General features: G+C 42.3%; 19 protein-coding genes. 6 read left to right on the top strand and 13 right to left on the bottom strand.

Annotated elements, in window-relative coordinates:
- Window positions 1-17 precede the first annotated feature (17 nt).
- The 3 genes from PLE34_RS18255 to PLE34_RS18245 are packed head-to-tail and all read left to right on the top strand — an operon-like array spanning window position 18 to window position 3,796.
- Complete coding sequence (locus PLE34_RS18255; RefSeq protein ID WP_324559235.1) at window positions 18-1,484, top strand: RagB/SusD family nutrient uptake outer membrane protein; 1,467 nt, start codon at window positions 18-20, stop codon at window positions 1,482-1,484.
- Window positions 1,485-1,519: 35 nt separating this feature from the next.
- A complete protein-coding gene (locus tag PLE34_RS18250; protein ID WP_324559234.1) occupies window positions 1,520-2,893 on the top strand; it encodes a DUF4832 domain-containing protein in 1,374 nt (457 codons plus the stop codon).
- A gap of 42 nt (window positions 2,894-2,935) precedes the next feature.
- The gene (locus tag PLE34_RS18245; RefSeq protein ID WP_324559233.1) at window positions 2,936-3,796 is read left to right on the top strand and encodes a PKD domain-containing protein; all 861 of its coding nucleotides are present in this window, start codon (window positions 2,936-2,938) and stop codon (window positions 3,794-3,796) included.
- A gap of 100 nt (window positions 3,797-3,896) precedes the next feature.
- Here the strand turns inward: PLE34_RS18245 and PLE34_RS18240 are convergent, their stop codons facing one another.
- Entirely contained in the window at window positions 3,897-5,810 is a 1,914-nt protein-coding gene (locus tag PLE34_RS18240; protein WP_324559232.1) for a DUF3857 domain-containing transglutaminase family protein, read from the bottom strand.
- Between the two features lie 3 nt (window positions 5,811-5,813).
- A complete protein-coding gene (locus PLE34_RS18235; RefSeq protein WP_324559231.1) occupies window positions 5,814-7,823 on the bottom strand; it encodes a DUF3858 domain-containing protein in 2,010 nt (669 codons plus the stop codon).
- 90 nt (window positions 7,824-7,913) lie between these two features.
- Between PLE34_RS18235 and queG the strand changes: the two genes are divergently transcribed.
- On the top strand, window positions 7,914-8,840 hold the full coding sequence (gene queG, locus PLE34_RS18230) for a tRNA epoxyqueuosine(34) reductase QueG (protein WP_324559230.1): 927 nt from the start codon (window positions 7,914-7,916) through the stop codon (window positions 8,838-8,840).
- 238 nt (window positions 8,841-9,078) lie between these two features.
- On the opposite strand, the gene PLE34_RS18225 is transcribed toward queG, so the two are convergent.
- The 4 genes from PLE34_RS18225 to PLE34_RS18210 form a co-directional block, all read right to left on the bottom strand.
- Window positions 9,079-9,675, bottom strand: a complete 597-nt coding sequence (locus PLE34_RS18225) for a hypothetical protein (RefSeq protein ID WP_324559229.1) — start codon at window positions 9,673-9,675, stop codon at window positions 9,079-9,081.
- The gene (locus PLE34_RS18220; RefSeq protein ID WP_324559228.1) at window positions 9,672-10,964 is read right to left on the bottom strand and encodes an LVIVD repeat-containing protein; all 1,293 of its coding nucleotides are present in this window, start codon (window positions 10,962-10,964) and stop codon (window positions 9,672-9,674) included. The genes PLE34_RS18225 and PLE34_RS18220 overlap by 4 nt, the downstream gene beginning before the upstream one ends.
- Before the next feature lie 112 nt (window positions 10,965-11,076).
- Complete coding sequence (locus PLE34_RS18215; protein ID WP_324559227.1) at window positions 11,077-12,639, bottom strand: porin family protein; 1,563 nt, start codon at window positions 12,637-12,639, stop codon at window positions 11,077-11,079.
- Window positions 12,626-13,189: an RNA polymerase sigma factor gene (locus PLE34_RS18210; protein ID WP_324559226.1), complete on the bottom strand. Its 564-nt coding sequence runs from the start codon at window positions 13,187-13,189 to the stop codon at window positions 12,626-12,628. The genes PLE34_RS18215 and PLE34_RS18210 overlap by 14 nt, the downstream gene beginning before the upstream one ends.
- Before the next feature lie 134 nt (window positions 13,190-13,323).
- Here PLE34_RS18210 and aat point away from each other — a divergent pair, with 134 nt between their 5' ends.
- On the top strand, window positions 13,324-13,983 hold the full coding sequence (gene aat / locus PLE34_RS18205) for a leucyl/phenylalanyl-tRNA--protein transferase (RefSeq protein WP_324559225.1): 660 nt from the start codon (window positions 13,324-13,326) through the stop codon (window positions 13,981-13,983).
- A gap of 61 nt (window positions 13,984-14,044) precedes the next feature.
- Here the strand turns inward: aat and PLE34_RS18200 are convergent, their stop codons facing one another.
- The 4 genes from PLE34_RS18200 to PLE34_RS18185 form a co-directional block, all read right to left on the bottom strand.
- On the bottom strand, window positions 14,045-14,464 hold the full coding sequence (locus tag PLE34_RS18200; RefSeq protein ID WP_324559224.1) for a type II toxin-antitoxin system VapC family toxin: 420 nt from the start codon (window positions 14,462-14,464) through the stop codon (window positions 14,045-14,047).
- On the bottom strand, window positions 14,464-14,727 hold the full coding sequence (locus PLE34_RS18195) for a DUF6364 family protein (protein ID WP_324559223.1): 264 nt from the start codon (window positions 14,725-14,727) through the stop codon (window positions 14,464-14,466). The genes PLE34_RS18200 and PLE34_RS18195 overlap by 1 nt, the downstream gene beginning before the upstream one ends.
- 62 nt (window positions 14,728-14,789) lie before the next feature.
- Window positions 14,790-15,683, bottom strand: coding sequence for an SAM hydrolase/SAM-dependent halogenase family protein (locus tag PLE34_RS18190; RefSeq protein ID WP_324559222.1), 894 nt, complete (start codon window positions 15,681-15,683; stop codon window positions 14,790-14,792).
- Window positions 15,684-15,686: 3 nt separating this feature from the next.
- Window positions 15,687-16,073: a hypothetical protein gene (locus PLE34_RS18185; protein ID WP_324559221.1), complete on the bottom strand. Its 387-nt coding sequence runs from the start codon at window positions 16,071-16,073 to the stop codon at window positions 15,687-15,689.
- 278 nt (window positions 16,074-16,351) lie between these two features.
- Between PLE34_RS18185 and PLE34_RS18180 the strand changes: the two genes are divergently transcribed.
- A complete protein-coding gene (locus tag PLE34_RS18180) occupies window positions 16,352-16,699 on the top strand; it encodes a single-stranded DNA-binding protein (RefSeq protein WP_324559220.1) in 348 nt (115 codons plus the stop codon).
- Window positions 16,700-16,808: 109 nt separating this feature from the next.
- Here the strand turns inward: PLE34_RS18180 and PLE34_RS18175 are convergent, their stop codons facing one another.
- From PLE34_RS18175 to PLE34_RS18165, 3 genes are all read right to left on the bottom strand, one after another.
- The gene (locus PLE34_RS18175) at window positions 16,809-18,266 is read right to left on the bottom strand and encodes a TolC family protein (RefSeq protein ID WP_324559219.1); all 1,458 of its coding nucleotides are present in this window, start codon (window positions 18,264-18,266) and stop codon (window positions 16,809-16,811) included.
- A gap of 61 nt (window positions 18,267-18,327) precedes the next feature.
- Complete coding sequence (locus PLE34_RS18170) at window positions 18,328-19,683, bottom strand: ABC transporter permease (RefSeq protein WP_324559218.1); 1,356 nt, start codon at window positions 19,681-19,683, stop codon at window positions 18,328-18,330.
- 27 nt (window positions 19,684-19,710) lie between these two features.
- Window positions 19,711-21,090, bottom strand: coding sequence for an efflux RND transporter periplasmic adaptor subunit (locus PLE34_RS18165; RefSeq protein ID WP_324559217.1), 1,380 nt, complete (start codon window positions 21,088-21,090; stop codon window positions 19,711-19,713).
- Window positions 21,091-21,462 lie beyond the last annotated feature (372 nt).

The following is a 21,462-nucleotide window of genomic DNA, read 5'->3' as shown; positions in this document are numbered from 1 at the left end:
ACTTTAATCCATAAGGTATGAAAAAATATATTATTATCATCCTGCTGCCGTTTGCATTCCTGGCAAACAGTTGTACAAAGGATCTGGTGCCTATTGATTATTCCGAGATCAATCCCAATATCTTTCCCAAATCGGCTTCCGACCTGGAAGCCATGGTGAATGCCTGTTACTACCCGTTGCGCGGCTCCTGGGGTGATGGCATCTTTTCTACATCGGAACGGGGCGTGATGTTCCTCAGCGATGCCACAACTGAAATTTTATTTGGCAAATACGGCGACCAGAACTTAGCCTCCCTGCATAATTTTATACCGGCCAGCACGGGCTTCACCCGCTATTATGATGACTTTTACAATAAGATCAGCCGGATGACCATCACCATTGACCTCATCTCACGGTCAACTGTAAGCGATGATTTGAAAAGAAAGGCCATAGCGGAAGTGCGCTGCGCCAGGGGATTACTAGCCTATACGTTGTTTGACCTGTACGGCCCACTGGTAATTGCACCGTTAGAAGCCTTACAGAATCCATTGAAGGAAGAACCCCTGGCAAGGCTGAGCAATGATGAAATGGTGGCTTTTATTGAAGACGATCTTGTGGCCGCGGCCGCTGATCTGCCGCTGCCTAAGGATGCCGATTATGGGAGGTTCAATAAAGCATTGGCCAAAATGATTAATATCAGGCTGAACCTCCACGAAAAAAAATGGGACAAGGTAAAAACATTATGCGATGACATTATCGCTTATAACGCTTATACACTTGACGACAATTATGCCGGAATATGGGACCTGGAAGGCGCCAAGAACAGCAAAGAAGTTATATGGGCTATTCCCTGCGACTACATCGGCACCAGTGAAAACCAATGGCAACTGATGGTGCTGCCCTCTAATTATCTTCCCCAGGGCGGCTGGGGCACCATATCAAGTACCTGGTGGTTTTACGACAGGTTTGAGGTGAATGACAAAAGAAAACAAATGCTGATTGCAGAGTATACCGGCAGCAATGGCATTACGTACAACCGCAGTAACCCGGGAGACATATTAGACAGAGGGCCCATACCCTTAAAAATAAATGAAGATGCGGCAAGAACTACCAGCCTCACCACGGTAGATATTGTGATGTACCGCTATCCCGATGTGCTTTTATCAAAAGCAGAAGCTATCGCCAATGCGGGCACGCCGGATGCGGAAGCTATGGAACTGGTAAACGTAGTAAGAAGAAGAGCAGGCCTCGGAGACAAGAACCTTGCAGACTACAGTTCTACAGAAGCCTTTAATGACCTGATTTTGCTGGAAAGAAGCCATGAGTTCTGGTGCGAGAACGGGCAATACAGGGCGGATCTTATCCGGCATGGAAAATTTGTAAGTCGTTGCCAGGAAGTAACACAATCAACTTACACCAATCCCAATAAGGTAGTATTCCCTTTCTCACTGCAAACAGTAAGCGAAGGTAAAGGCATGTTTCTCCAGAACCCGGGATACCAGTAAACAAAAATCCTCCCTGTTCAAACAAAAAAATAATTATGCGTACAAACGAATTATATAAAATAATTTCCGGCATGCTGCTGTTGTGCTGCTTCCTGGGCTGCAAAAGAACAGAAGCGGGTGATGACCCTGTTGACGATAGTGTAAAGTATGAAATATCGAACGCCATTTTTCCTAACCCGGAAAGAGGCTTTATTAAAACGATGAGCGTTTATGCAGAAGGAGCGTCATTAAATATTACCCAGCTTGGCATCTTAAGGAACCAGAACGTTTCGATGATTTTACGGGTATATTATCTCGATGCGTTTAAAGAGCAGGCGATCAGCAATGCCCAACTTTCTTTGATACAGGAAGATATGAATAAAATAAGAGATGCGGGCTTGAAAATCATACTGCGTTTTGCCTATACAGATGACATGGAAGGAACCGATGCCCCTTATGCCGTTATTGAGCAGCACCTCGATCAGTTGAAACCCGTTTTTGAAAACAATAAAGATGTGATCGCTTTTATGCAGGCGGGCTTTATTGGCGCCTGGGGCGAATGGCATAGTTCCAGCAATGGTCTTGCAACAATAGAGAACGAGAGAAAAGTATTGAACAAAATACTGAGCGTTTTGCCGCCGGAAATTATGGTGCAGGTAAGAACACCATCGGTTAAACAGCAGATATTTGACAATACGGCGCCGGTAACTGCCGCCATTGCATACACCAGCGACAGCCGCGCAAGAGTAGGACACCATAATGATTGCTTTTTATCGGGCGGTACAGACTACGGCACTTATAATAATATTGATGCGGAAAAAAAATATATAAGTGATGAAGCATTGTTTGTTCCTACAGGCGGAGAAACCTGCCCCCCTACCGGCGGATATGATCCTACCTGCGCGGAGGGAAGAAAGGAAATGAAATTATTAAAATGGACTTACCTGAATTTAGACTGGTATCCTGCCACCATTAATGCATGGAAAGCCTCCGGTTGCTTTGATGAATTTCAGACGTATTTAGGATACAGGCTGGCGTTAACAGATGCAAAATTTCCACAACAGGCAACAGCCAACAGCAGTATATCCATTAGCATCAATATCACCAACAAAGGATATGCACCTTTATACAATAAAAAAAATGCCTCTCTTATTCTAAAGAACAAAGCTACCGGTGACTATTATGAAAAACCACTGGCTGCAGATATCCGCGCCTGCAAACCTGCCGGCACACTGGCTATCAGCGAAACCATCAGCCTGGCAGGATTACCCGAAGGAAATTATGACCTCTGTTTACGGATAGCAGACCAGGCGGATAACCTGAGAATAAGAAAGGAATATTCGGTAAGATTAGCCAATACCAATGTATGGACTGAAGATAATAATGGTATGAATAATTTGAACCTGCAATTAAACATAAAAAATGGATGAGCAGCGTAAGTTCCGATTAACCTGTTCCAAAACTTAATAATTATGAAAAAAAATATCGTGTATTTATCAGGCGTATTGTTCCTGTTCATTACCGTTTCCGCCTGCAAAAAAGATAAGACTGACAGTAACCTTAAATCGGTATTCAGCTATGTAGCCGATGGCTTCAGGGTAACCTTCACTAATTTTTCCTCGGGCGCCAAAACATATCACTGGGATTTTGGCGATAAGACGGGAGACAGCTCAACCCTGAAATCGCCCCAGCATATTTTTTCACAAAAAGGTGATTTCCTTGTTTCCTTAACCGCTACCAATGGAGATCAAACCAGCGTTTTTACGGATACCGTAACGATAATCGGGCCCAATATCAGAATTGACGGAGATTTTTCTGACTGGGAATACGTGGATTATGTTCACGTAAACGATGAAAATTTCGGAGGTACCATACGAGCCATAAAAGCATTTACCACCGCGCAGGATATTAATTTTTATGTAGAAGGCACCCCGGATATGAAACTGGAGCTGATTGATATGTTCATTGATACAGACAACAATCCTGCTACAGGCTATAGCGTTGGAGATTATCCGGCGGGTTCAGGTATGGATTATTTATTAGAAGGTCCGGCAGCTTCACCCGGATGGGGTAGCGTATATGTACATTCAGGCGCACCTGCCGACTGGGTTTTCAACACTGTTTCTTCATTTGACGCTGAAATGATTTTTTCAGCCATCAAGCCTGTCAGCGGTAAAAATATCATTGAATTTTCAATAAAGAAAAGCACTTTAGGCAGCCTTAAAGGTTTTATTAATTTTGCTCTGGTTGAGCTTAATTCAGGCTGGTCGGCTATTGGAAGGATCCCGCAAAGTGGAACTCCGGAATCAAAATTCATTGCCGTACAGTTGTAAACGCACATAATTGACGCTAAAGACCGGGTGAATTGTAATGCACCTGGTCTTTACCCCTGAATAAATCATATCATTCCAAACAATAAAATTTCCATTCCCCCTACCCTTCTTTCTTTACCAGCACTACCCTGCTTCTGTCGGCCTTATACAACTGGTCATAAAACTTCACCAATTCATTATAATCAGAAGGGGGAAACCGGCCGCTGAACTTTTCAATACTCCGGTAATATATCATCTTATCTGCCTGAACATCTACAGAAGCAATGTACGTACCAAATTTGCTTTCTATTTTTACAGGGGCAGGCATGTTTTCTACCTGATAACCGGCTGGAATTTCGATAACAGTAGTATCAATATCCCGGTATTCAAAATTCAGCGAAACAGGATATTTCCTTTTATCATCTGATTTGAGCTTCACAGATGACCGGGTTATGATATTAGGATTAATGAATAACCGCTTTCCAGTAACAGAAGCATAGTTTAAAGCATTTAATTCGAGATGTTCATCTATTGCCGGGATTGCCGTCTTACTTTCTTTGTATTCAAATTTTGCAACATCATAATGTGGCAGGTCTATATTTTTTTTCAAGTATTCCAGTTGCTTGTCTTTCGATAACTGGTGGATCATACCATGCAGGTAATCCTGCTGTACTGCTGTATAATGTGTATTGATCTCTACATTTAATTCACCATTTTCAGAAAGCTTACCGGATGCTTTTCTGATCTGAAGGTTTTGATCAATCCCATACCGGGGTGTTTTTACCAGTTTGCCTCCATCTTCATCTATCAGCAGCACTGGCCGGTTGGCATTGCTTCCGCCTAAATAGCCGGGCGCCACTGTTTGGCTCGTACATTCCAGCCACATGGTATCTGCTTTTAAGGGTACACATAAGATAATGTGATTAAACTGGCTGCTCGGAAAATCTTCGAGAAAATGTGGTTGCCCGTTACCATTCTTAATAAGTGTGTAATGCGATTTTATACCCGCTTCTTTGAGCAACGAAAACATGTAATTGGACAGTGCCTTACAGTCGCCGTATTTTCTTTGTGCTACATACGTGGCATCGAACGTTTGCCAGCCTCCAATGCCCAGTTGCACGCTGATATAGCGGGTATTCTGTTGCAGGTAATCGTACAGCTTCAGCACTTTTTCTTTATCATTGTTCATACCATCGGTAAGCTGGTGAACGGTTTGCTTTACATTATCGGGGAGTTTATCCCGACCCTGGTTTAAAGTAAAAATAAATTTTCCCAGGCCTTCCCAGGATGACATATCTCCTGTGTATTTTTCGAACTCAAACTGAACAGGACCTAAATACACTACAGGCATAATATCGCTCCAGTTTGGCGAAGCGTACTCTAACTGGATAGCTTCCAGGTTATTCAATTCCCAGCGGTAGGTGTCCCGTCCTTTTTCCGTTTTTTTATCAGGCACAGTCTTGTAATTAAACGCTTTGTACCGGATGGCAAAATCTGAGGGAACAACCAGTGTCATAGCGCTTTGCATTACCGACATATTTTCGCCGCCCAAAGGAGACCATGCGGGAAAAAACATATTATAATTGTACTGTACTACAATTTCATATTCGATGGTATAAGGATAAAGCCGGTGAAAAAAACCATGTACTTTAATGCGATTATCATCCATAAGGCTAATATCATCCGTAGCGCTTAAATCCTTGATCTCGCTTTTTTTAAGACTCCTGATTTTCTTTCCGTTGGCGTCATATAAATTACCTTCCATGCTTTTAAACTCCCGCAGCTTATCATAGCCCACAACTTCTACAGCGTATTTATCACCGTTTTCATTAAGAACGGTTAACGCATATTTATGATATAAACGTGATCTTCCAAGGTCCAGCACCTCAAACCGGATATCTTCCATCCGTTTTACCACATGCGCGTCTTTCAATAATGCTTCAGGTATATTACTTACCGCATAATCGCCATCGGCACCAAACACATAGCAAATGCTCAACAACATGGTGATGGTTACCAGTATTTTTCGGGTCATGGCTTAGTTTTTCTTTTTCAATACTATAGGTTCTGCATGTTTTTTTACTACATAACTAAAAAATTCCCTCAGGTCATTATACTCTTCGGGCGCATAAGCGGCCCGGTTCAGCTTAAGCCGCGAGCGGAGCCTGATGGTTTCGCCCGATTTATCAATCATGTATTCAAAAAAGCCATCGGCTTCCCCAAATTGCACTTTGGCCGATTTTGGAAGTTCTTCAACGGCATAACCGGCCGGTACATCCATATTCAGAATATAGGTTTCATCAAACAGGCAAGGCATTTCTACAGGATATGATCTTTCGGCAGCCTTAAAATAATTGTCTTTGTACCCTTCCAGCATCATCGGGTTAAAATAGATCATATCGCCTTCCTGGTTCATCACAAAATCATACTCTACTTTAACCGGCCCATCTAAGTCCTTCAGTTGTTCTATTTTTTGTCCGCTCAGTGTCATATCGCCCGTATAGGCAGTTTGTATGCTTTTAAAAAAGGGTTCTTCTCCTTTCTCTTTTATCTTTTCCCGCACATTGATGGATTCGTAATAACCGGCATTGGTGCTGCTATGACCCGTCCATTCACCCGGCTTTTCGCTGCGGATAAAAACAGAAGTAAGTTTTTTCTCTACTACGGAATCCGCACTCAGGTAAACTGCTTTGGCTATATTTTCAGTAATCAGCCTTGCATGCCCGTTATAACATTCACTAAGCAAATGGTTGAAGCCTAATGCAGGAGAAGTGCCGTCGAGATAATACAGCTTATCATTAATATTTGCCGCGCAAATCACATAATCAAACCTGTCTAACAGCGGGTAAAACTCGTGGGTATACCCATGACTGCGGGTACTTAATATAACAGGATAGGCTTCAATGCCCTGCTGCTTCATCATAGCTGTAAGCAGCAAATTGATATCGGCAACATAGCCATTCTTATTTTTACTGATGGTTCTGAGCGGCGTAGAAAGCCCGATACCTCTTTTACCGGTAGAGGTATACCTGTCGCGCACATAGGCATATATTTTTTTAGCCTTTTCCAATTTATCCGCCGTTCCCTGGGTTACCGGTTTCAGCTCATCATCCAACCAGTTGTTGTTCTTTAGAAGCCCGGCGCCAAAATCATCGTCTTTCATTAGCTCTACCGCCAAACTTGCCCAGCTACCCATAATATCTTTTACCGGGGTATTGGGAAACCGGTATTGTGATAATTGAAATTCTATTTTGGCTATGTGATTGCGGATAGTGGATGTAAAGCTTTCTGTTTTTAATGCGGGCACATTTCTGGCTATCCATTTATGCTCAACGGCATTGGCGGTAAAACTGTAGTAAGACGAACTTGAAGCCCCGCCGGGCTCCACCATGCTAAAATTATCGCGGGTTGTTTTGGAACTGTGCTCCAATGGAAAACTGCCCTGCGACAAGAACACATAATTAAAAAAGTCGGGTATTTTTACTTCGTACTCGCTCCATAAAACGGGGTAATCGCCCTGGAATTCCCATGGTTGCAGATTACGTAAAAAATCTGATTGAACAGTGTATACATATTCAATCAGCGATCCTTCTTTTACAGCAGGGAGGGTAAACTTAACCGTTATATGGTTCTTATCATATTTATCTTTAAATATGGATTTCTTATCTAATTCTGTTTCCACCACCTTCCCGTTCTCCAGGTTATAGGTAGATGCCTTGAGATTAATTACTTTTTCTTCCCCGCTGCCGCTTATATAGAGCGGTATTTCGACATTAGCGGCATCCATGCCGTTTTTGTTCAGGATCTTAATGCGGGTGTGCTTTTTAAATGATAATGAAAACCAGCCTTTGTTGTTTCCCTCAAAGTCGGATCTGCCCATATCGGCAATAACAACCGCGCTAACGCTGGTATCAAATTTATTTTTGGAGAGATCAAAATCGGCAGCCGCTATCTTTCCGAATTTAATATTGAGTTTATCCTGTGCAAAGAGATAATTTTGCGAAAGGCTGAACACAGCTATCGCGAGGAGAAGGGTTTTGTTTTTCATGATTTATTAACCGGGTTTTAAGAAGGTTGTAATACGAATGTAAGTTTTTTCCATATTAAACCGCCATCCGCACCTTTATAATTTTTGAGCTTGAATACAAACAACTATACCACCATTGTTAAAGATATAGCAACGCAATGCGGATTTGATTATTGTGGGATTGCCAAAGCCGTACCGCTTGATGATGATGCCCGCAGGCTCGAAACCTGGCTCAACCAGGGCATGAACGGCGCTATGCACTATATGGAAAACCATTTCGACCTGAGGGTGAACCCGCTTAAGTTAGTGCCGGGTGCTCAATCGGTTATTACCCTTTTGTTAAATTATTTTCCTGCACTATCACCCCGTCCGGATACGCCAAAGATATCCCGTTATGCCTGGGGAAACGATTATCATGAAGTAATAAGGGCCAAGCTTAAATATTTTTTACAGGAAATGAAGCAACGCATAGGTGAAGTAAATGGAAGAGGCTTCGTGGATTCGGCGCCGGTGCTGGAACGTACATGGGCACAGCGCAGCGGGCTGGGGTGGGTAGGAAAAAACGGGAACCTTATCAATAAAAGATCGGGATCCTTCTTTTTTATCGCTACGCTTATTGTTGATATTAAATTAGACTATGACGATCCTGTTGCTAAAGATTATTGCGGCTCCTGCAGGAAATGCATTGACGCCTGCCCTACGGATGCGATACAGGAAAACCGGGTGGTAGATGGCAGCAAATGTATTTCGTATTTTACCATTGAGCTGAAAGACATGCTGATACCGGGTGAAATGAAAGACAAATTTAATAACTGGATGTTTGGCTGCGATATATGCCAGGAGGTGTGCCCCTGGAACCGTTTCAGCACCACAACGCATGAAACGGCTTTTGAGCCCATTCCGGAAATACTCAACTTTGATACGCAGGACTGGGAAGCTTTAACGGAAGAAAGCTTCAAAAAAATATTCAAAAACTCTCCGTTGAAAAGAGCCAAGTTTAATGGCATTAAAAGAAACCTGAAATTCATTAGCTCATAACCTGCATATAAAAATAAAAAAGGAGCAACGCAAAATGCATTACCCCTAACCGTCCCGGATATTTGAAATTTGAAATTTAAGATTGCATCCGTTTCCAGATTTCAGGATTCAAATTTGAAATTTATTTGGATCTTGTCATTTGGTTCTTGGTATTTTGCGGCTATAGCATCAGATCAGATGAATGGCTAACAACGATGAACGGATACCCCTTTTACTTCTCACCTCTCACTATTCATCCCTAAAACTGCCAGCCCAGCTTAATCATTAACCGGTTCATGCTGTAAGTGAATTTTTGTATATCCACCGTTTCCATATTTTCCCCTGTAACGGTAGTAGTGGTTCTTTTCTCACTAAAATATTTATGTGAATAACCGGCACTCAGCAAAAAAGCATTGCCCCCTTTTAAATAAACAGCGTACCCAAAGCCGGCATCCATATAAGCGCCTCCTTTATATTTATAGTCTGTATTCCTTGGCCAGCCCCATATAGTAAACTCCGGCTCTTTTCTTTTAACCCAGGGCAAATTATAACCGCCATCTGCATATACAAACAGCTTATTCCCTTTCTTTACATCAAACGACCTTCTCAGGTCAAGGAATAAAGGCACAGAACGATAGCGGTAAAAATCAATTCCTGCTCCCACACCGGCAAACCAGTTGCCATAACCTGCGCCGTTAACCGTTTGCAGTGCGCCCGACACGGCATTGTTACCGTTAACCAGTGCAACCTGCTCAACAGAATGAAAAACAAATTTGGGCAATGTTTTTTGCTGTGCCTGCAAGTGCACACCCAAAGCAAAAAGGAGTATGGCCACTAAAATGATCTGCTTTCTCATTTCTTCACTTTAATTTTACTGAGCAATTGTATATTACTGGGATCAGCATACAGGTACTGGTACAAGCCATCGCTGGTTACTACCAATGCAATATTGTTCATGGCAATTACATCATAGGTTTCAATTCCTTCAATGGTTGTTATCAGTTTCAGATCATTTACATCCGTGGCATTATATACTTTTAATCCATTGGCTCCGTCGCAGATAAACAACATATCCCTATCCTTAGACAATCCGTGCGGGTTAGTCATTTCATAGGTTTTAACCAAAGAAGGACTGTTGATATCGGCAATATCTAATATTTCGAGGCGGTTGCTAACGCTATTGCATGTAGTGCCGGTACGCAGGGTTACGTATGCGTACTTTTCATCGGCAATTACAGGGTCGCAACTTTGCACATGTAAAAATTGCCCCTCTTTTACGGGATTATTGCCATTTGAAATACTATAGATATACATACCTGTTGTAGAACCTATGAACAGCTTTTGCTGAAAAGGAAAAATGGTTTCAATATTCCAGCCTATATTTACTTTATTGGTAAACGAAGGCTGCTCAGGCCTGCTGATCTCAAAAACATTCAGATCATTTAAGGTAACGCTGTATAAATGATACCCTGCAATGGCAAATCGTGCCATAGAGCCGCCCGCACCAAAGGGAGACACGCTTTTGGAAGAAGAACTAAAATTTCCCTGGCCTGAATAGCTGGCAAGGCTAAGCACATCATTATACATAAACGCTTCGCTTTTATTAAGATCAATGCCAAAAAAGCCGCCGTTGCCACAATCCATATTTACTGTTGTATCTCTTTTCAGCCAGTCTACAATTACTTTACTGTTATCGGCATAAAACGTACCGTAATATTGCCGGAACGGAAAAGTGTTTTCTATAATTTTTGTGGTTTTAGCATTGAGCGGATCGGTAATATCAAGGGTGATCAGATCGGTATACGCATCGGCATACAATGTATTGCCTTTCACCGCCATATCCATATTACCGGGGATATCAATAAAAGCTACGTTTTTAGGTGCGGTGGGGATGGCGTTATCAATAATATGAATGCCTTTGTCTACTTCATTTAAAAAAATATAGTTGCCACGGATATATATTTTTCCTGTTCTTTCCATTTCCCGGGGCGCATTACTTTTAATGTTGGACCTTACTTCCTCAGTAGTTTTGTATACCGGAACGAAGTAGCTGTAGGTTTGTGTGCAATGATCCTTAATGCATCCCTGCATGAATAATGCTGCAGCAATAAAAATAAAAAAAGGGTTGAATATTTTTTTCAGCATGGCAATTGGTTTAATAGCCTGACAAACGGTTCAGCACAAGCGTTGCACCAATAATAATTATTTTAACGGTGTACCCATGCCGGGCATAGGGGGCCGATGGAAACCGGTTGTACTATTTTCTACCCAGTACCCATTCCGCTTTTAACCCGCCATATATAAAATGTTGGTTCAGGTTTGCAGAAGGTTTAAGCAAGTTGGTGAGATTATACTGAACAACAGGTCCTATATAGAGTGGCCTGCGGCTATTGGCAAAAAATTTAGCCGAGGCTCCCGCATATACGCCTGCCTGCATTTTATTAAATAAAGTTCTGTCTTTATAATACGATCCCGTTTGTGTGTGATAATGCACTGCAGTTGTATTTGCCAGCCAGGAAAAGGATAATCCCCCGTTTAACTGCAAAGGAAGTTTGGCTGCTTTATTTAACTGCCACTGTACACCCGCAGGTATTTCAATAAAATGATAGCGGTTGGCATAGTTTATATTTTGCCCGCCAACGTAATATCCTGCATAACTGGCATTTGCATCATTCTGGGTATTACCCAGTGCAAACCTGTAGTTGTTGATATCATTCCCCACTACCCTGTTGGTTGAATAGTAATTGTATTGTAATCCGCCTGTAATAGCCAGCCGTGCATTCATCTTCCATTTTACAAACCCGCCCGCCTGCCAGGCTAACCCGCTTTTTACAGGAGAAGCAGGAGGTGGCAGGGCGGCAACCATACTGTTTTGACCGGTAAGAAACCCTATATTATTTGACATATTGGGGGAATTAAGCATAGCATTAGGGGACGATTTTTCAGCCCTGCCATTACCAAAAAGGTCAGATAAGCCATCGCTAACCGACGACACCCCGGCTCCGCCCGAAATGCCCCATTCCCACGCTCCCTTCTTTGTTAACTTAACCGGGGTATTCGTATTTTCAGAAATACCTCCTTTTGAAATACCATTCAGCACCTTCTCTGTTTCAATGCCGGGAAGGGACAAAAATTTTTCATCCACAGATTTCTGTACCGCTAATGGTGTTGTTGCTACCGAATTTTTGTTGCCTGGATTCAACGCTTCTTTATTACCACTAAAAACCGTTTCCTTTTTATTATTTCCCAACGCTGGATAAGTGGACGCATTATTTTCTCCCGCAGCAGCAGTGAGCTTACCGGCATGATCAGGCACCGGTAATTGAACAGCAGGCGGGGCCTGTTGTTGGATATTACCTAATGCCTGAATGTTTACCGGTGGCTTCACGGAATGTTGTGGTCCGTTTGAAGCATGAGAATCAGAACCTGAACCGTGTGTATTTGAGCCGGCATTTAATACTTTCCTGCCGGCAGCAGAAGATGCTGTTATATCTGTATTTTGTGTATTTTGTTTACTGTTGGGTGAAGCTATAGTACTGTTCTCCTGAAGCGGCCGTCCATCTATCGTATTTTCTTTGCTGTTTGGGGGAGTTGATTTTGTAAAACCATCCTGCGCAGAATGATTGCTATTATGCTGCAGCAGCCAGTAACCGCCCGTACCTAGCAGCAATAGCATCAGAGGAACCCAAATAAATGCTCTTTTACGACCCTTTTCTTTCCGGATCCTACTGCTCACTTGGGGCCAAACTTCTGCAGATGGCTTTAGCCGCAGCTCATCAAAAAGCTGCTGCACCTGCTTTTCAAAATCATTTTCCGGCATATTGTCCCAGTTTAGATTCAACAGAATGTTTTTCTATCCAATTGATCAGCAAATTTCTCGCTCTCATATATTGCGAACGGGAAGTGCCTTCATTGATCCCCAGGATCTCCCCTATCTCCACATGTGTATATCCTTCAACGGCGTGCATATTAAATACCGTTTGATACCCGGTAGGCAGTTGCCTTACCAGATTGGCCAATTCTTTTGTTTGCATATATACCTGCGGGTTCTCCTCCGAAACAGGGTGCAGCGTAATATCTGTAAATGAAAGGTCGTACTGGTATTTGCTGCTTTGTTTAAGGTAGTTAATAGCTGTGTTTACCATAATGCGTCTTATCCATGCGCCTAATTCGCCATCGGAGCGGTACTGGTGCAGGTATTTAAAAACTTTTACAAAGCCTTCCTGTAGTACATCTTCCGCGTCTGCAAAGGATTTGGTATAGCGATAGCATATACCAAGCATTTGCTCAGCATACAAATCATACAATTGTTGCTGGGCACTGGCTTTCCCCTTCAGGCAGTCTTTTATTAATTGTTGATAGTCAATCATTCCGTTCGAACATTATAGCTGACAATGCTACTATATAAATCGTTGCACTGCATTATATTTTATTTGAACGGAAAAAATAATTACCTGAAAATCCGCTATTTAGCCATCCGTTCTTTCTGCATATCTTCGCAGCAATGGCTTTATTTGCATTACAGCAGGAGCTTATTTTCCCCCCGGTTCACCTGGCAGAGCCCGATGGATTGCTGGCTATGGGGGGAAATTTGTCAACGGAAAGACTGCTTTTAGCTTACAGAAGCGGTATTTTTCCCTGGTATGAAGGAGATGTGCCTTTATGGTGGTGCCCCGATCCGCGCTTTGTGCTTTTTCCGGAAAATTTAAAGATCAGCAGAAGCATGCAGCAACTGATCAAAAAAGAGACCTTTCGCTTTAGCGTTAATACCAGTTTCAGATCAGTGATCCGTGCATGTAAAACCAGCTCCCGGAAAAACCAGCACGGCACCTGGATAACAGATGAAGTGGAAAAAGCTTATTGCGTCCTGCATGAAAAAGGATACGCGCACAGCGCCGAAGCATGGGTGGGTGATGAACTGGCCGGAGGGCTATATGGCATTCGAATGGGCAAAATATTTTTTGGAGAAAGCATGTTCAGCCGTGAAAGCAATGCAAGCAAATTTGCCTTCATCAGGTATGTGCAGCTATTGCAGCAGGAAGGAATTGAGCTAATAGACTGCCAGGTATATACCGCGCATTTAGAAAGCCTGGGAGCGGAAATGGTACCGAGGGAAATTTTTATGAAGAAGCTGAATCAGCTTTTACCCAAAGCATATGAATAGTTTTAATGAAATTCATTCGTGTTGGATCTGAATGGAGCTAAAGCTGCTTTGCTGAACGCAGTTACCGCGTTACATATCTCATTAGAAATGCTTCCGGCGTCAAAACTTCGATCTGTGCAAAATAAAAATCATTCAGATCATTGGTTATTATGTGCTCACACCCGGCATGTAACGCGCAGTAATACTGCAAGGCATCTTCAAAGTCATGTGCCTGTTTATTTTGAATAGCCATCTTCGTTTCTTTTTCTCCGCAATTCGCTATCTTAATATGTTCCAGTAAAAGCGCTATTTTATTACGGGCCATGGTTGTGCCATGCTTTTTTTCGGCAAAATAAAAAGCTATGGCAAGACATACCGGTGAAGTGATTAGCGAAAACTGGCTGTACCTGGTTAAACTTAATAATCTCGCTGTATAAGGAAACAAAGGGTATTCTTTATTTAAAACCGAAATAAGAATATTGGCATCTAAAAAAACACGCATTATTTTTTCTTTCTGCTTTCGAAAAATATTGCTTTCCGCTTTTTATTATTTTTGGGCGTGGTGATATATTCGGCCTCACCTTCAGAAACCATGCTCACCCACTCATCAACAGGGAAATCTTCAATATTGTTATAGCCTCCGCTGGTGAGCTTTCGAAGTAAGATTTCAGTAAGACGGCTAAGGCTAATTCCCTGGCCTTCTGCATATTCCTTTGCCTGCTTAATGATTTTTGCATCAAAACTTAAAGTGACTTTAGCATCCATAAAACATTGTTTATACTACAAAAATAAAAAAACTATACGTATAAAGATACTATTAGTGAAAATTAATGCTTTTTTAAAGTGATATTCCAGTTTGTTCCGCTTCCTATTTTATATTTTTCTGACAAATTTCCCATATTAATTGCCAGGGCAACATTCATCAGGCTGTTTATATAAACCAAAGCGTTTTCTTCTCCGGCTTCCCCAAAAGCCCTTAAATAAGGAAGATTAGCCGCATACACCAATGAATTGTTGTGGGTGATCTTTACTTCCAGCGTATCATTATAATTTACCTGTAATTTTTTGAATACTGAAGTATCTATGTTCGTCCATATATTTCCATACTGCGGATCAAGCACGGGAATATTGCCTGTAATGGTGCCCTTATCATAAACCGGCTGCTGATAAAGCAGCATTATTACACCTCCCGGAAGTTCAGGGCCCACTTCTTCAAAACTTATTTTTCCGGCTGCCAGCTTTGCGGCGGTATATGCAAAAATATCGCGTCCGTGAAAAGTGTAAGAAGCTTCTGAACCCGGCCGCCTGTTTAATGTTTCGTTAATTTGCCGGACTTGTGCGATGCCCATTTTTTGAGCAACCTCTGTTAAAGAGCCATTATCAGGGCTAACAAAATAATGCCCGGTAAGCGTTTTCATTACTACAGGTTTGCGTAACGTACCCACACCCGGATCTACCACAGACACAAAGATGGTTCCCGGGGGCCAGTAAGGCGCAGTTTGCTGAAGGCGGTACGACGCCGCTCTGATATTATATGGAGGAATTTCGTGCGTAAGATCAAACACGCGAACAGCAGGTGAGGTTTCAAAAATAACTCCCTTCATTTCGGCTACGGCGCCGTCTTTTACACCAAAATCGGTTTGCAAAACAATGCCGGGGAGTTGTTTGTGCGTACAGCTTAACAATAACAGAATAACAGCAGGTAATAATAAATATCGCATGGGTTAAGAGATGTCTTCATTCTTATCACGACTTACCAGCAGGCAATAATCGTGTTCAATAGAAAGGTAACCATATTCGTAACAAAAAAAATAAGTTAATCCTTTTTTAGTGGTATAAGTATGAGTAATAAACCGGAAATTAAATCCTTTTTCAGCGAGCTTATGTTTGGGTGCTTTGGCTATTTCCTTTCCGTTGGGGATCAGCGTTGCTAATATCTGCCTGTTCCTTCGTAAAATACTATTAACGTTACGAACAAAATTGGAGGTCTGGCTGTAGCGTTTGTTGTTGTGTGCATTGCGGCACCAGTCGTCGCAGAATTTTTTATCAATCCTGCCTTTAACCGGCTTGCCACAATACAGGCAATAGGCCTGTTGCGGGGTGTCTGCCATAAGTTTCCGTTTTAGAAATGGAGTGTTTTTCATTTCCCGCGTTCCGGGAACCTGATAAAATTAAGTTTTTAGGTGCACATTTTTACAAGAAATCTACACCTGATTATCCGTTTTTAAACGCTTATAAACGACTATAAACGGTTTTAAACGACTATATACCGACTATCACTTTTGACCAGATGCATCTTTGTATAGTTAAACGGAAAGCGCTTTCACCACTAAAACCTTAAGATCCCGGAAAGGGAATACGCATTAAAAACAATTAAAAACTTCGCATTATGAACACTTTACAAAACAAAGTACAGTTGATCGGCAACTTAGGTAATAACCCGGATGTTCGCAATACAGAATCGGGAAAGAAAATGGCACGCGTATCTATTGCTACCAATGAAAATTACCGTAACGCTAAAGGCGAAACCGTAAAAGAAACACAATGGCACAATGCGATAGCATGGGGTAAAAACGCGGAACTCGTGGAAAAATATCTTACCAAAGGCAGCCAGGTGGCCATAGAAGGAAAATTGGTTAACCGCAATTATGTAGACAAGGAGGGAATTAAAAAATATATTACGGAAGTGCAGATAAATGATATATTATTCCTCGGTAGTAAGAACAGCGGGAAATAAACCTGCACACCCCTGAACAGGAAGGCCACTTTTAAGGTGGCCTTTTTGCTATAAAGGCAATCAACGCGCTTTGCTTTTTTGTTTATGCCGGTTGCTTAATTTTGGGTTGTCAATTATTAATGGGCAGGTTCTTTTCAAAATCATATAATGTTACCCGGCGGATATCGTAATAAGACTGCCAGTATTGCTGCAGCATGCGAACATAATCTACCACCGCATTATCTTTTGCTTCCTGCGCCAATCCCAGGTCTGTAATACTGATCTTGCCCAGCATATACCTGTTGCGGGCCACCTCGTATCTTTTCTGGGCTATGGTGTCACTTTTAGCGGATATGACCAATGCGGACTGCAACTGCAGGAACTGATTGACCGTATTTTCAATTTCAAGCTCAAATGACTTTTTCTGGAAAGCGATCTGAGACTGTGTTGATTCTAAATTAGCTTTGCTGGCAGCAATATCATGCCTGTTTTTTCCAAATCCAAATAAAGGCAGGGAATATCCAATATTCACCTGCTGAAAATCCAGTGGGTTCTGATAGGCTCCGGCCAGTGTCATGGCGGTTTGATTTAACCCATAACTGAGCCTTATATTTCCACTGGCAAAAGCATTAGACTGGCTTTGTCTTACCTGCCTCCTGGCATTGTTCTCCTGTAAATCGAAGCCCAGTATATCACTCCGGTTATTTTCAGCTTCTACCACCGCGCGTTTCATATCTACCGGAAATACAGGCGCGTCTGTTACGGGCACAAGCTCAAAATCGGTATTACTGTCTAAATTCAAAAGATTAGCCAGCCGTTTTGCACTTGCTTTCACATTTACTTCCCCCTGGGTTACCGCGTTCCGGGCATTCATCAACTGGAGCTCAACCTGCAGCAATTCATTTTCGGCTATCCGTCCCACGTTAAAACGACCTGTTGATATTTTATAGAGGGTGTCATTTACCTGCACGTTCTGTTGGGCGTTGTTCAATACCATATTAGAAACATACAGATCGAAATAAGCGGCTGTTATTTGTCCGGATAAATTTTCATATAACTCTATCTGCTGCTTGGTAGCCTGCTTCATCCTAAGCTTTTCCTGTTCAAAATTCCACTTAACCGTATTAAATAAGCTTAAAGGCTGAATGATACCCACCTGGAAAGGAGCCGTTTGCCACTGGCGCTGGTCGAGCCCTGTACCTTTATTGGTAAACAGGTTAGCGCCGGATGAAACAAATATGTTACCGCCGGTCCAGAAAATATTCTGGGTTAGTGTAAGATTGCTCCCCAGTATTGAACGCTGCACCGATTGCACCTTATAAGAACCATCCGGTTGAGTAATATTCAGCAGGGAACGGTCATAAGACGGCAATGTGCCATCAAGACTCAACTGTGGCTTAAGCGATGCCTTGAAAGAATTGTAGCGATGCACATAACTGCTGTAGTTAGCTTCAATTTGCTTAGCCAGCAAGCTTTGTCCTCTCGCCACTCCAATAGCTTCCTGCAGGGATAAGGTCATTTTATTTTGCGACAGCACAGGCTGGCAAAAGCACATCACCGCAAGGGTAAGGTATAAAACAGGTTTCAATGATAGCGTATTTTTATGGTTTAGAAATCGTTTCAAAAAAAAGCCATGCGATTTGCTTATTTTAATCAGACCGCAACGATACCACAGGATCGCTTTTGGCTGCACGGCGGGCAGGCAGTATGCCAAATATTAAACCCACGGCTATAGATATAGTAAATGAAATGATGATAGATGCGGGCGAAATAATCGTTTGTATGCCTGTTGCACCCCTGATCAGCAAACTGGTAGTAACGCCCAGTATAACGCCTATTACCCCCCCGGTAACGCTTATACTTACCGCTTCCCCGAGGAACTGCATAACAACGTCTCTTTTAGTTGCCCCCAGGGCCAGGCGCAAACCAATTTCGCGGGTTCGCTCCAGTACCGATGCCAGCATAATATTCATAATGCCTATGCCTCCAACAATTAGTGAAATGGAAGCAATAATGGCCAATACCACATTGAAAAGCGCTTTTGTTTTTTGTTCCTGCTTTAATAAAAGCTCCGGCACCACAATTTCATAATCCTCAACCTGCTGGTGCCGTCTGGAAAGCAGCCGGCTCAATATCTCTACCGTTGGCATCACCATTTCACTTTTATCAACATGCACCACTATCCTGTCTAACTGGTTATAGTTGGAGGGCGCCTGGTTTCTCCTGTACCGCATCATCCTTATTTTTTCCGCGGTTACTAATGAACGGTTGGCGTAGCGAATGAGCATGGTATTAACCGGCAGGTAAACCTCATTGTTAAGATTACGTATAGACAGCTTTTCCACGTCTTTATCAGCAATATTTTTACTGCCTAATACGCCTATAATTAAAAGCCAGGTATTACCGCATTTTAAATATTGCCCTACAGGGTCTTTGCCTGCAAAAAGTTTTGTTTTAATATTCTTCCCTATTACGCAAACCGGTTCGGCATTTTCCATTTGCTGATCAGAAAAAAAGCTGCCTTCCGAAAGGGTTATACCTGTTGTTTCAAAATAGTGGTTCTTTACGCCAATTAATTTACCCTTCATGTTTAATCCGTCAAACATAAATTGGGTTGGCAGTTCAATTTCGGGACTCACAAACTTCACCGTACTGATATGGTGCATTATATCATCTGCATCGGCCATGCTTAAGCCGGGAGAAAAATTCTTTTTATCCTGGGGTTCTTTACTGTTAGAAGATGTGGCATCATCCCCGGAATTTCCATTGTCGCTATTTTTCCGCGACTGATCTTCCATCTTGGATTTGATAATAATATTATTGGAGCCCACCTGTTTAATCTGTTCTAATATTTCTTTTTCCGCTCCTTTGCCAATAGCCAGCATGGCAATAACGGAAGCTACACCGAAGATGATGCCCAGTGACGTAAGGATGGCCCTGAACCTGTTTTGGAATAAAGCCCGGATACCAATGTCGAAGTTGAATATAACCCGTTGTAGTCGCATGCTGCAAGAAGAGTGGTTAATGAAATATCAGTTCACAATAATTATCCCGCTGTTCCCGCCGCCACCCTGGGTTTTGCTTTCCTTACCGGCCTGATCTTTCAACCGTTTGGCATCAGCAGTATCAATACGAATCAACTGCTGGGGTTTTATTTCGGAGGTAGAATCTGGCTGGAACATTTTTAACCCGGTAGTATCAGCCGGAAGGTTGTGATAGATCCTGTCGCCTTCCTTCAGCCCGTTCGTAATAAGCGCATTGCTTTCATTAACCGTATATACTTTTACATATTGTTTTACCAGGCTGCCATCTGCTCTTTTAAAAATGAAGCTCCCGTTCGCGTCATTGTACAGGGCTTCCAGGGGTACCTGCAACGCATCTTTATATTTCTCGGTTGCAATTTTGCAACTCACCGTCATCGCGGGTTTTAGAATAGGGTCTTCGGTAAGCACATCAATCAGCACTTCAAAAACCTTAGCATCGCTGTTCGGCTTTTCTTCACCTATATTAGCAACGCTTTTTACAACCCCCTTCAGTTTTTTATCTGTGGCGGCGTCCAAACCAATATCAACCGCCTGCCCTACTTTTACTTTTTGTATATCTACCTCATTGACATAAGTAAGTACTTCCATTTGCGTAAGGTCGGGCAATGTTGCCAGGGTAGGATTCCACAATTCAATTTGAGTGCCTACGCTTTTCTTTTGCCCGTTCCAGTTTTTATCATACACCAGCATCCCGCTTTTTGGCGCATTGATCGTAAGCTCGCTCAAAATACCGGTAAGTCCTTCCATATAATTCGTTAGCTGCTTCATATCCGAATCCAGTATCTCCATTTTGGTTTGCGTTTGGATCTGTTTTGTTTTATAATTATCCTTTTTTTGCCTGAGCGTCCGTTCCGCCTTTTCGTATTCTAACTGTACCCTTTTTATTTCGGCAGGCGCTTCATAGCGCGACTGCTCCTTTTCCAGCACTTTTTGTTCCAGGTCAAAACCAAGGTTCACAATTTCATCGCGCAGGGTTCTCAGTTCCATCATGGTATCCAACGATGCCTGCTTTATTTCGGCATTCTTTTTATCAATATTCAACTGCTGATCTTTTATCTTGGTCAGAACGTCCGAATTATCCAACGACACCACAAAAGCACCTTCTTTCACCAATGTGCCTTCCGGCACCATGTCGGCGATCTTGATCTGGTAAATACCCAGTTGGCGTAACTTTGTAGGTGCAGATATCATAGTCATACTCTTGGAGCGCAACTCTCCGGTAGTGAGAATATTCACCTCAAAATCATTTTTCTTTACTTCAACCAAGATATCCCTGTTCGTTTTTTTGTCGCGGAAGAAAAACGCGTAAGCAGTGGCAGATAATACCAATAGTATGCCTATTGATATAATAATTCGTTTGATGGTCATACGAAGATTTCGCTTGTTTAGAGTGTTAGGAGTTTTAAAACTAAAGCTATAGTTTTAAAACTTCATGAATTGCGTGTTAAATAAAACAAAAAATAAATATTAATGGATAGACGCAGGAAAATTAAAATTCCATAAAATTATTTTGTAATCAGGTATCAGGTTGGGTAGCTGTGCTAACGATAGGCTGAATACGCTTTCTTTGACATTTCACAACGCTTTTGGTTTGGCTTCGGATTTTTAATTTATGGTTTATCGTTTGGGGTTTGTGGTTTACAGTTGGGATGTGTGTATCCCAAATTTTCGCAGGCAGACATCGCTATCTGGTGGTACGTGAGACACGTACCACGGCGACCGCCCCGGCACGTGTCTCAC

Source organism: Agriterribacter sp., from assembly GCF_035445465.1.
GTDB lineage: Bacteria > Bacteroidota > Bacteroidia > Chitinophagales > Chitinophagaceae > Agriterribacter.
Note: the sequence above shows the minus strand (reverse complement) of the source record. Positions and strands in the feature narration are given on the sequence as shown.

Coding starts and splice junctions, on each gene's coding strand:
- PLE34_RS18255 (WP_324559235.1), top strand. CDS start 18: ATGAAAAAATATATTATTATCATCCTGCTGCCGTTTGCATTCCTGGCA.
- PLE34_RS18250 (WP_324559234.1), top strand. CDS start 1,520: ATGCGTACAAACGAATTATATAAAATAATTTCCGGCATGCTGCTGTTG.
- PLE34_RS18245 (WP_324559233.1), top strand. CDS start 2,936: ATGAAAAAAAATATCGTGTATTTATCAGGCGTATTGTTCCTGTTCATT.
- PLE34_RS18240 (WP_324559232.1), bottom strand. CDS start 5,810: ATGACCCGAAAAATACTGGTAACCATCACCATGTTGTTGAGCATTTGC.
- PLE34_RS18235 (WP_324559231.1), bottom strand. CDS start 7,823: ATGAAAAACAAAACCCTTCTCCTCGCGATAGCTGTGTTCAGCCTTTCG.
- PLE34_RS18225 (WP_324559229.1), bottom strand. CDS start 9,675: ATGAGAAAGCAGATCATTTTAGTGGCCATACTCCTTTTTGCTTTGGGT.
- PLE34_RS18220 (WP_324559228.1), bottom strand. CDS start 10,964: ATGCTGAAAAAAATATTCAACCCTTTTTTTATTTTTATTGCTGCAGCA.
- PLE34_RS18215 (WP_324559227.1), bottom strand. CDS start 12,639: ATGCCGGAAAATGATTTTGAAAAGCAGGTGCAGCAGCTTTTTGATGAG.
- PLE34_RS18210 (WP_324559226.1), bottom strand. CDS start 13,189: ATGATTGACTATCAACAATTAATAAAAGACTGCCTGAAGGGGAAAGCC.
- aat (WP_324559225.1), top strand. CDS start 13,324: ATGGCTTTATTTGCATTACAGCAGGAGCTTATTTTCCCCCCGGTTCAC.
- PLE34_RS18200 (WP_324559224.1), bottom strand. CDS start 14,464: ATGCGTGTTTTTTTAGATGCCAATATTCTTATTTCGGTTTTAAATAAA.
- PLE34_RS18195 (WP_324559223.1), bottom strand. CDS start 14,727: ATGGATGCTAAAGTCACTTTAAGTTTTGATGCAAAAATCATTAAGCAG.
- PLE34_RS18190 (WP_324559222.1), bottom strand. CDS start 15,683: ATGCGATATTTATTATTACCTGCTGTTATTCTGTTATTGTTAAGCTGT.
- PLE34_RS18185 (WP_324559221.1), bottom strand. CDS start 16,073: ATGGCAGACACCCCGCAACAGGCCTATTGCCTGTATTGTGGCAAGCCG.
- PLE34_RS18180 (WP_324559220.1), top strand. CDS start 16,352: ATGAACACTTTACAAAACAAAGTACAGTTGATCGGCAACTTAGGTAAT.
- PLE34_RS18170 (WP_324559218.1), bottom strand. CDS start 19,683: ATGCGACTACAACGGGTTATATTCAACTTCGACATTGGTATCCGGGCT.
- PLE34_RS18165 (WP_324559217.1), bottom strand. CDS start 21,090: ATGACCATCAAACGAATTATTATATCAATAGGCATACTATTGGTATTA.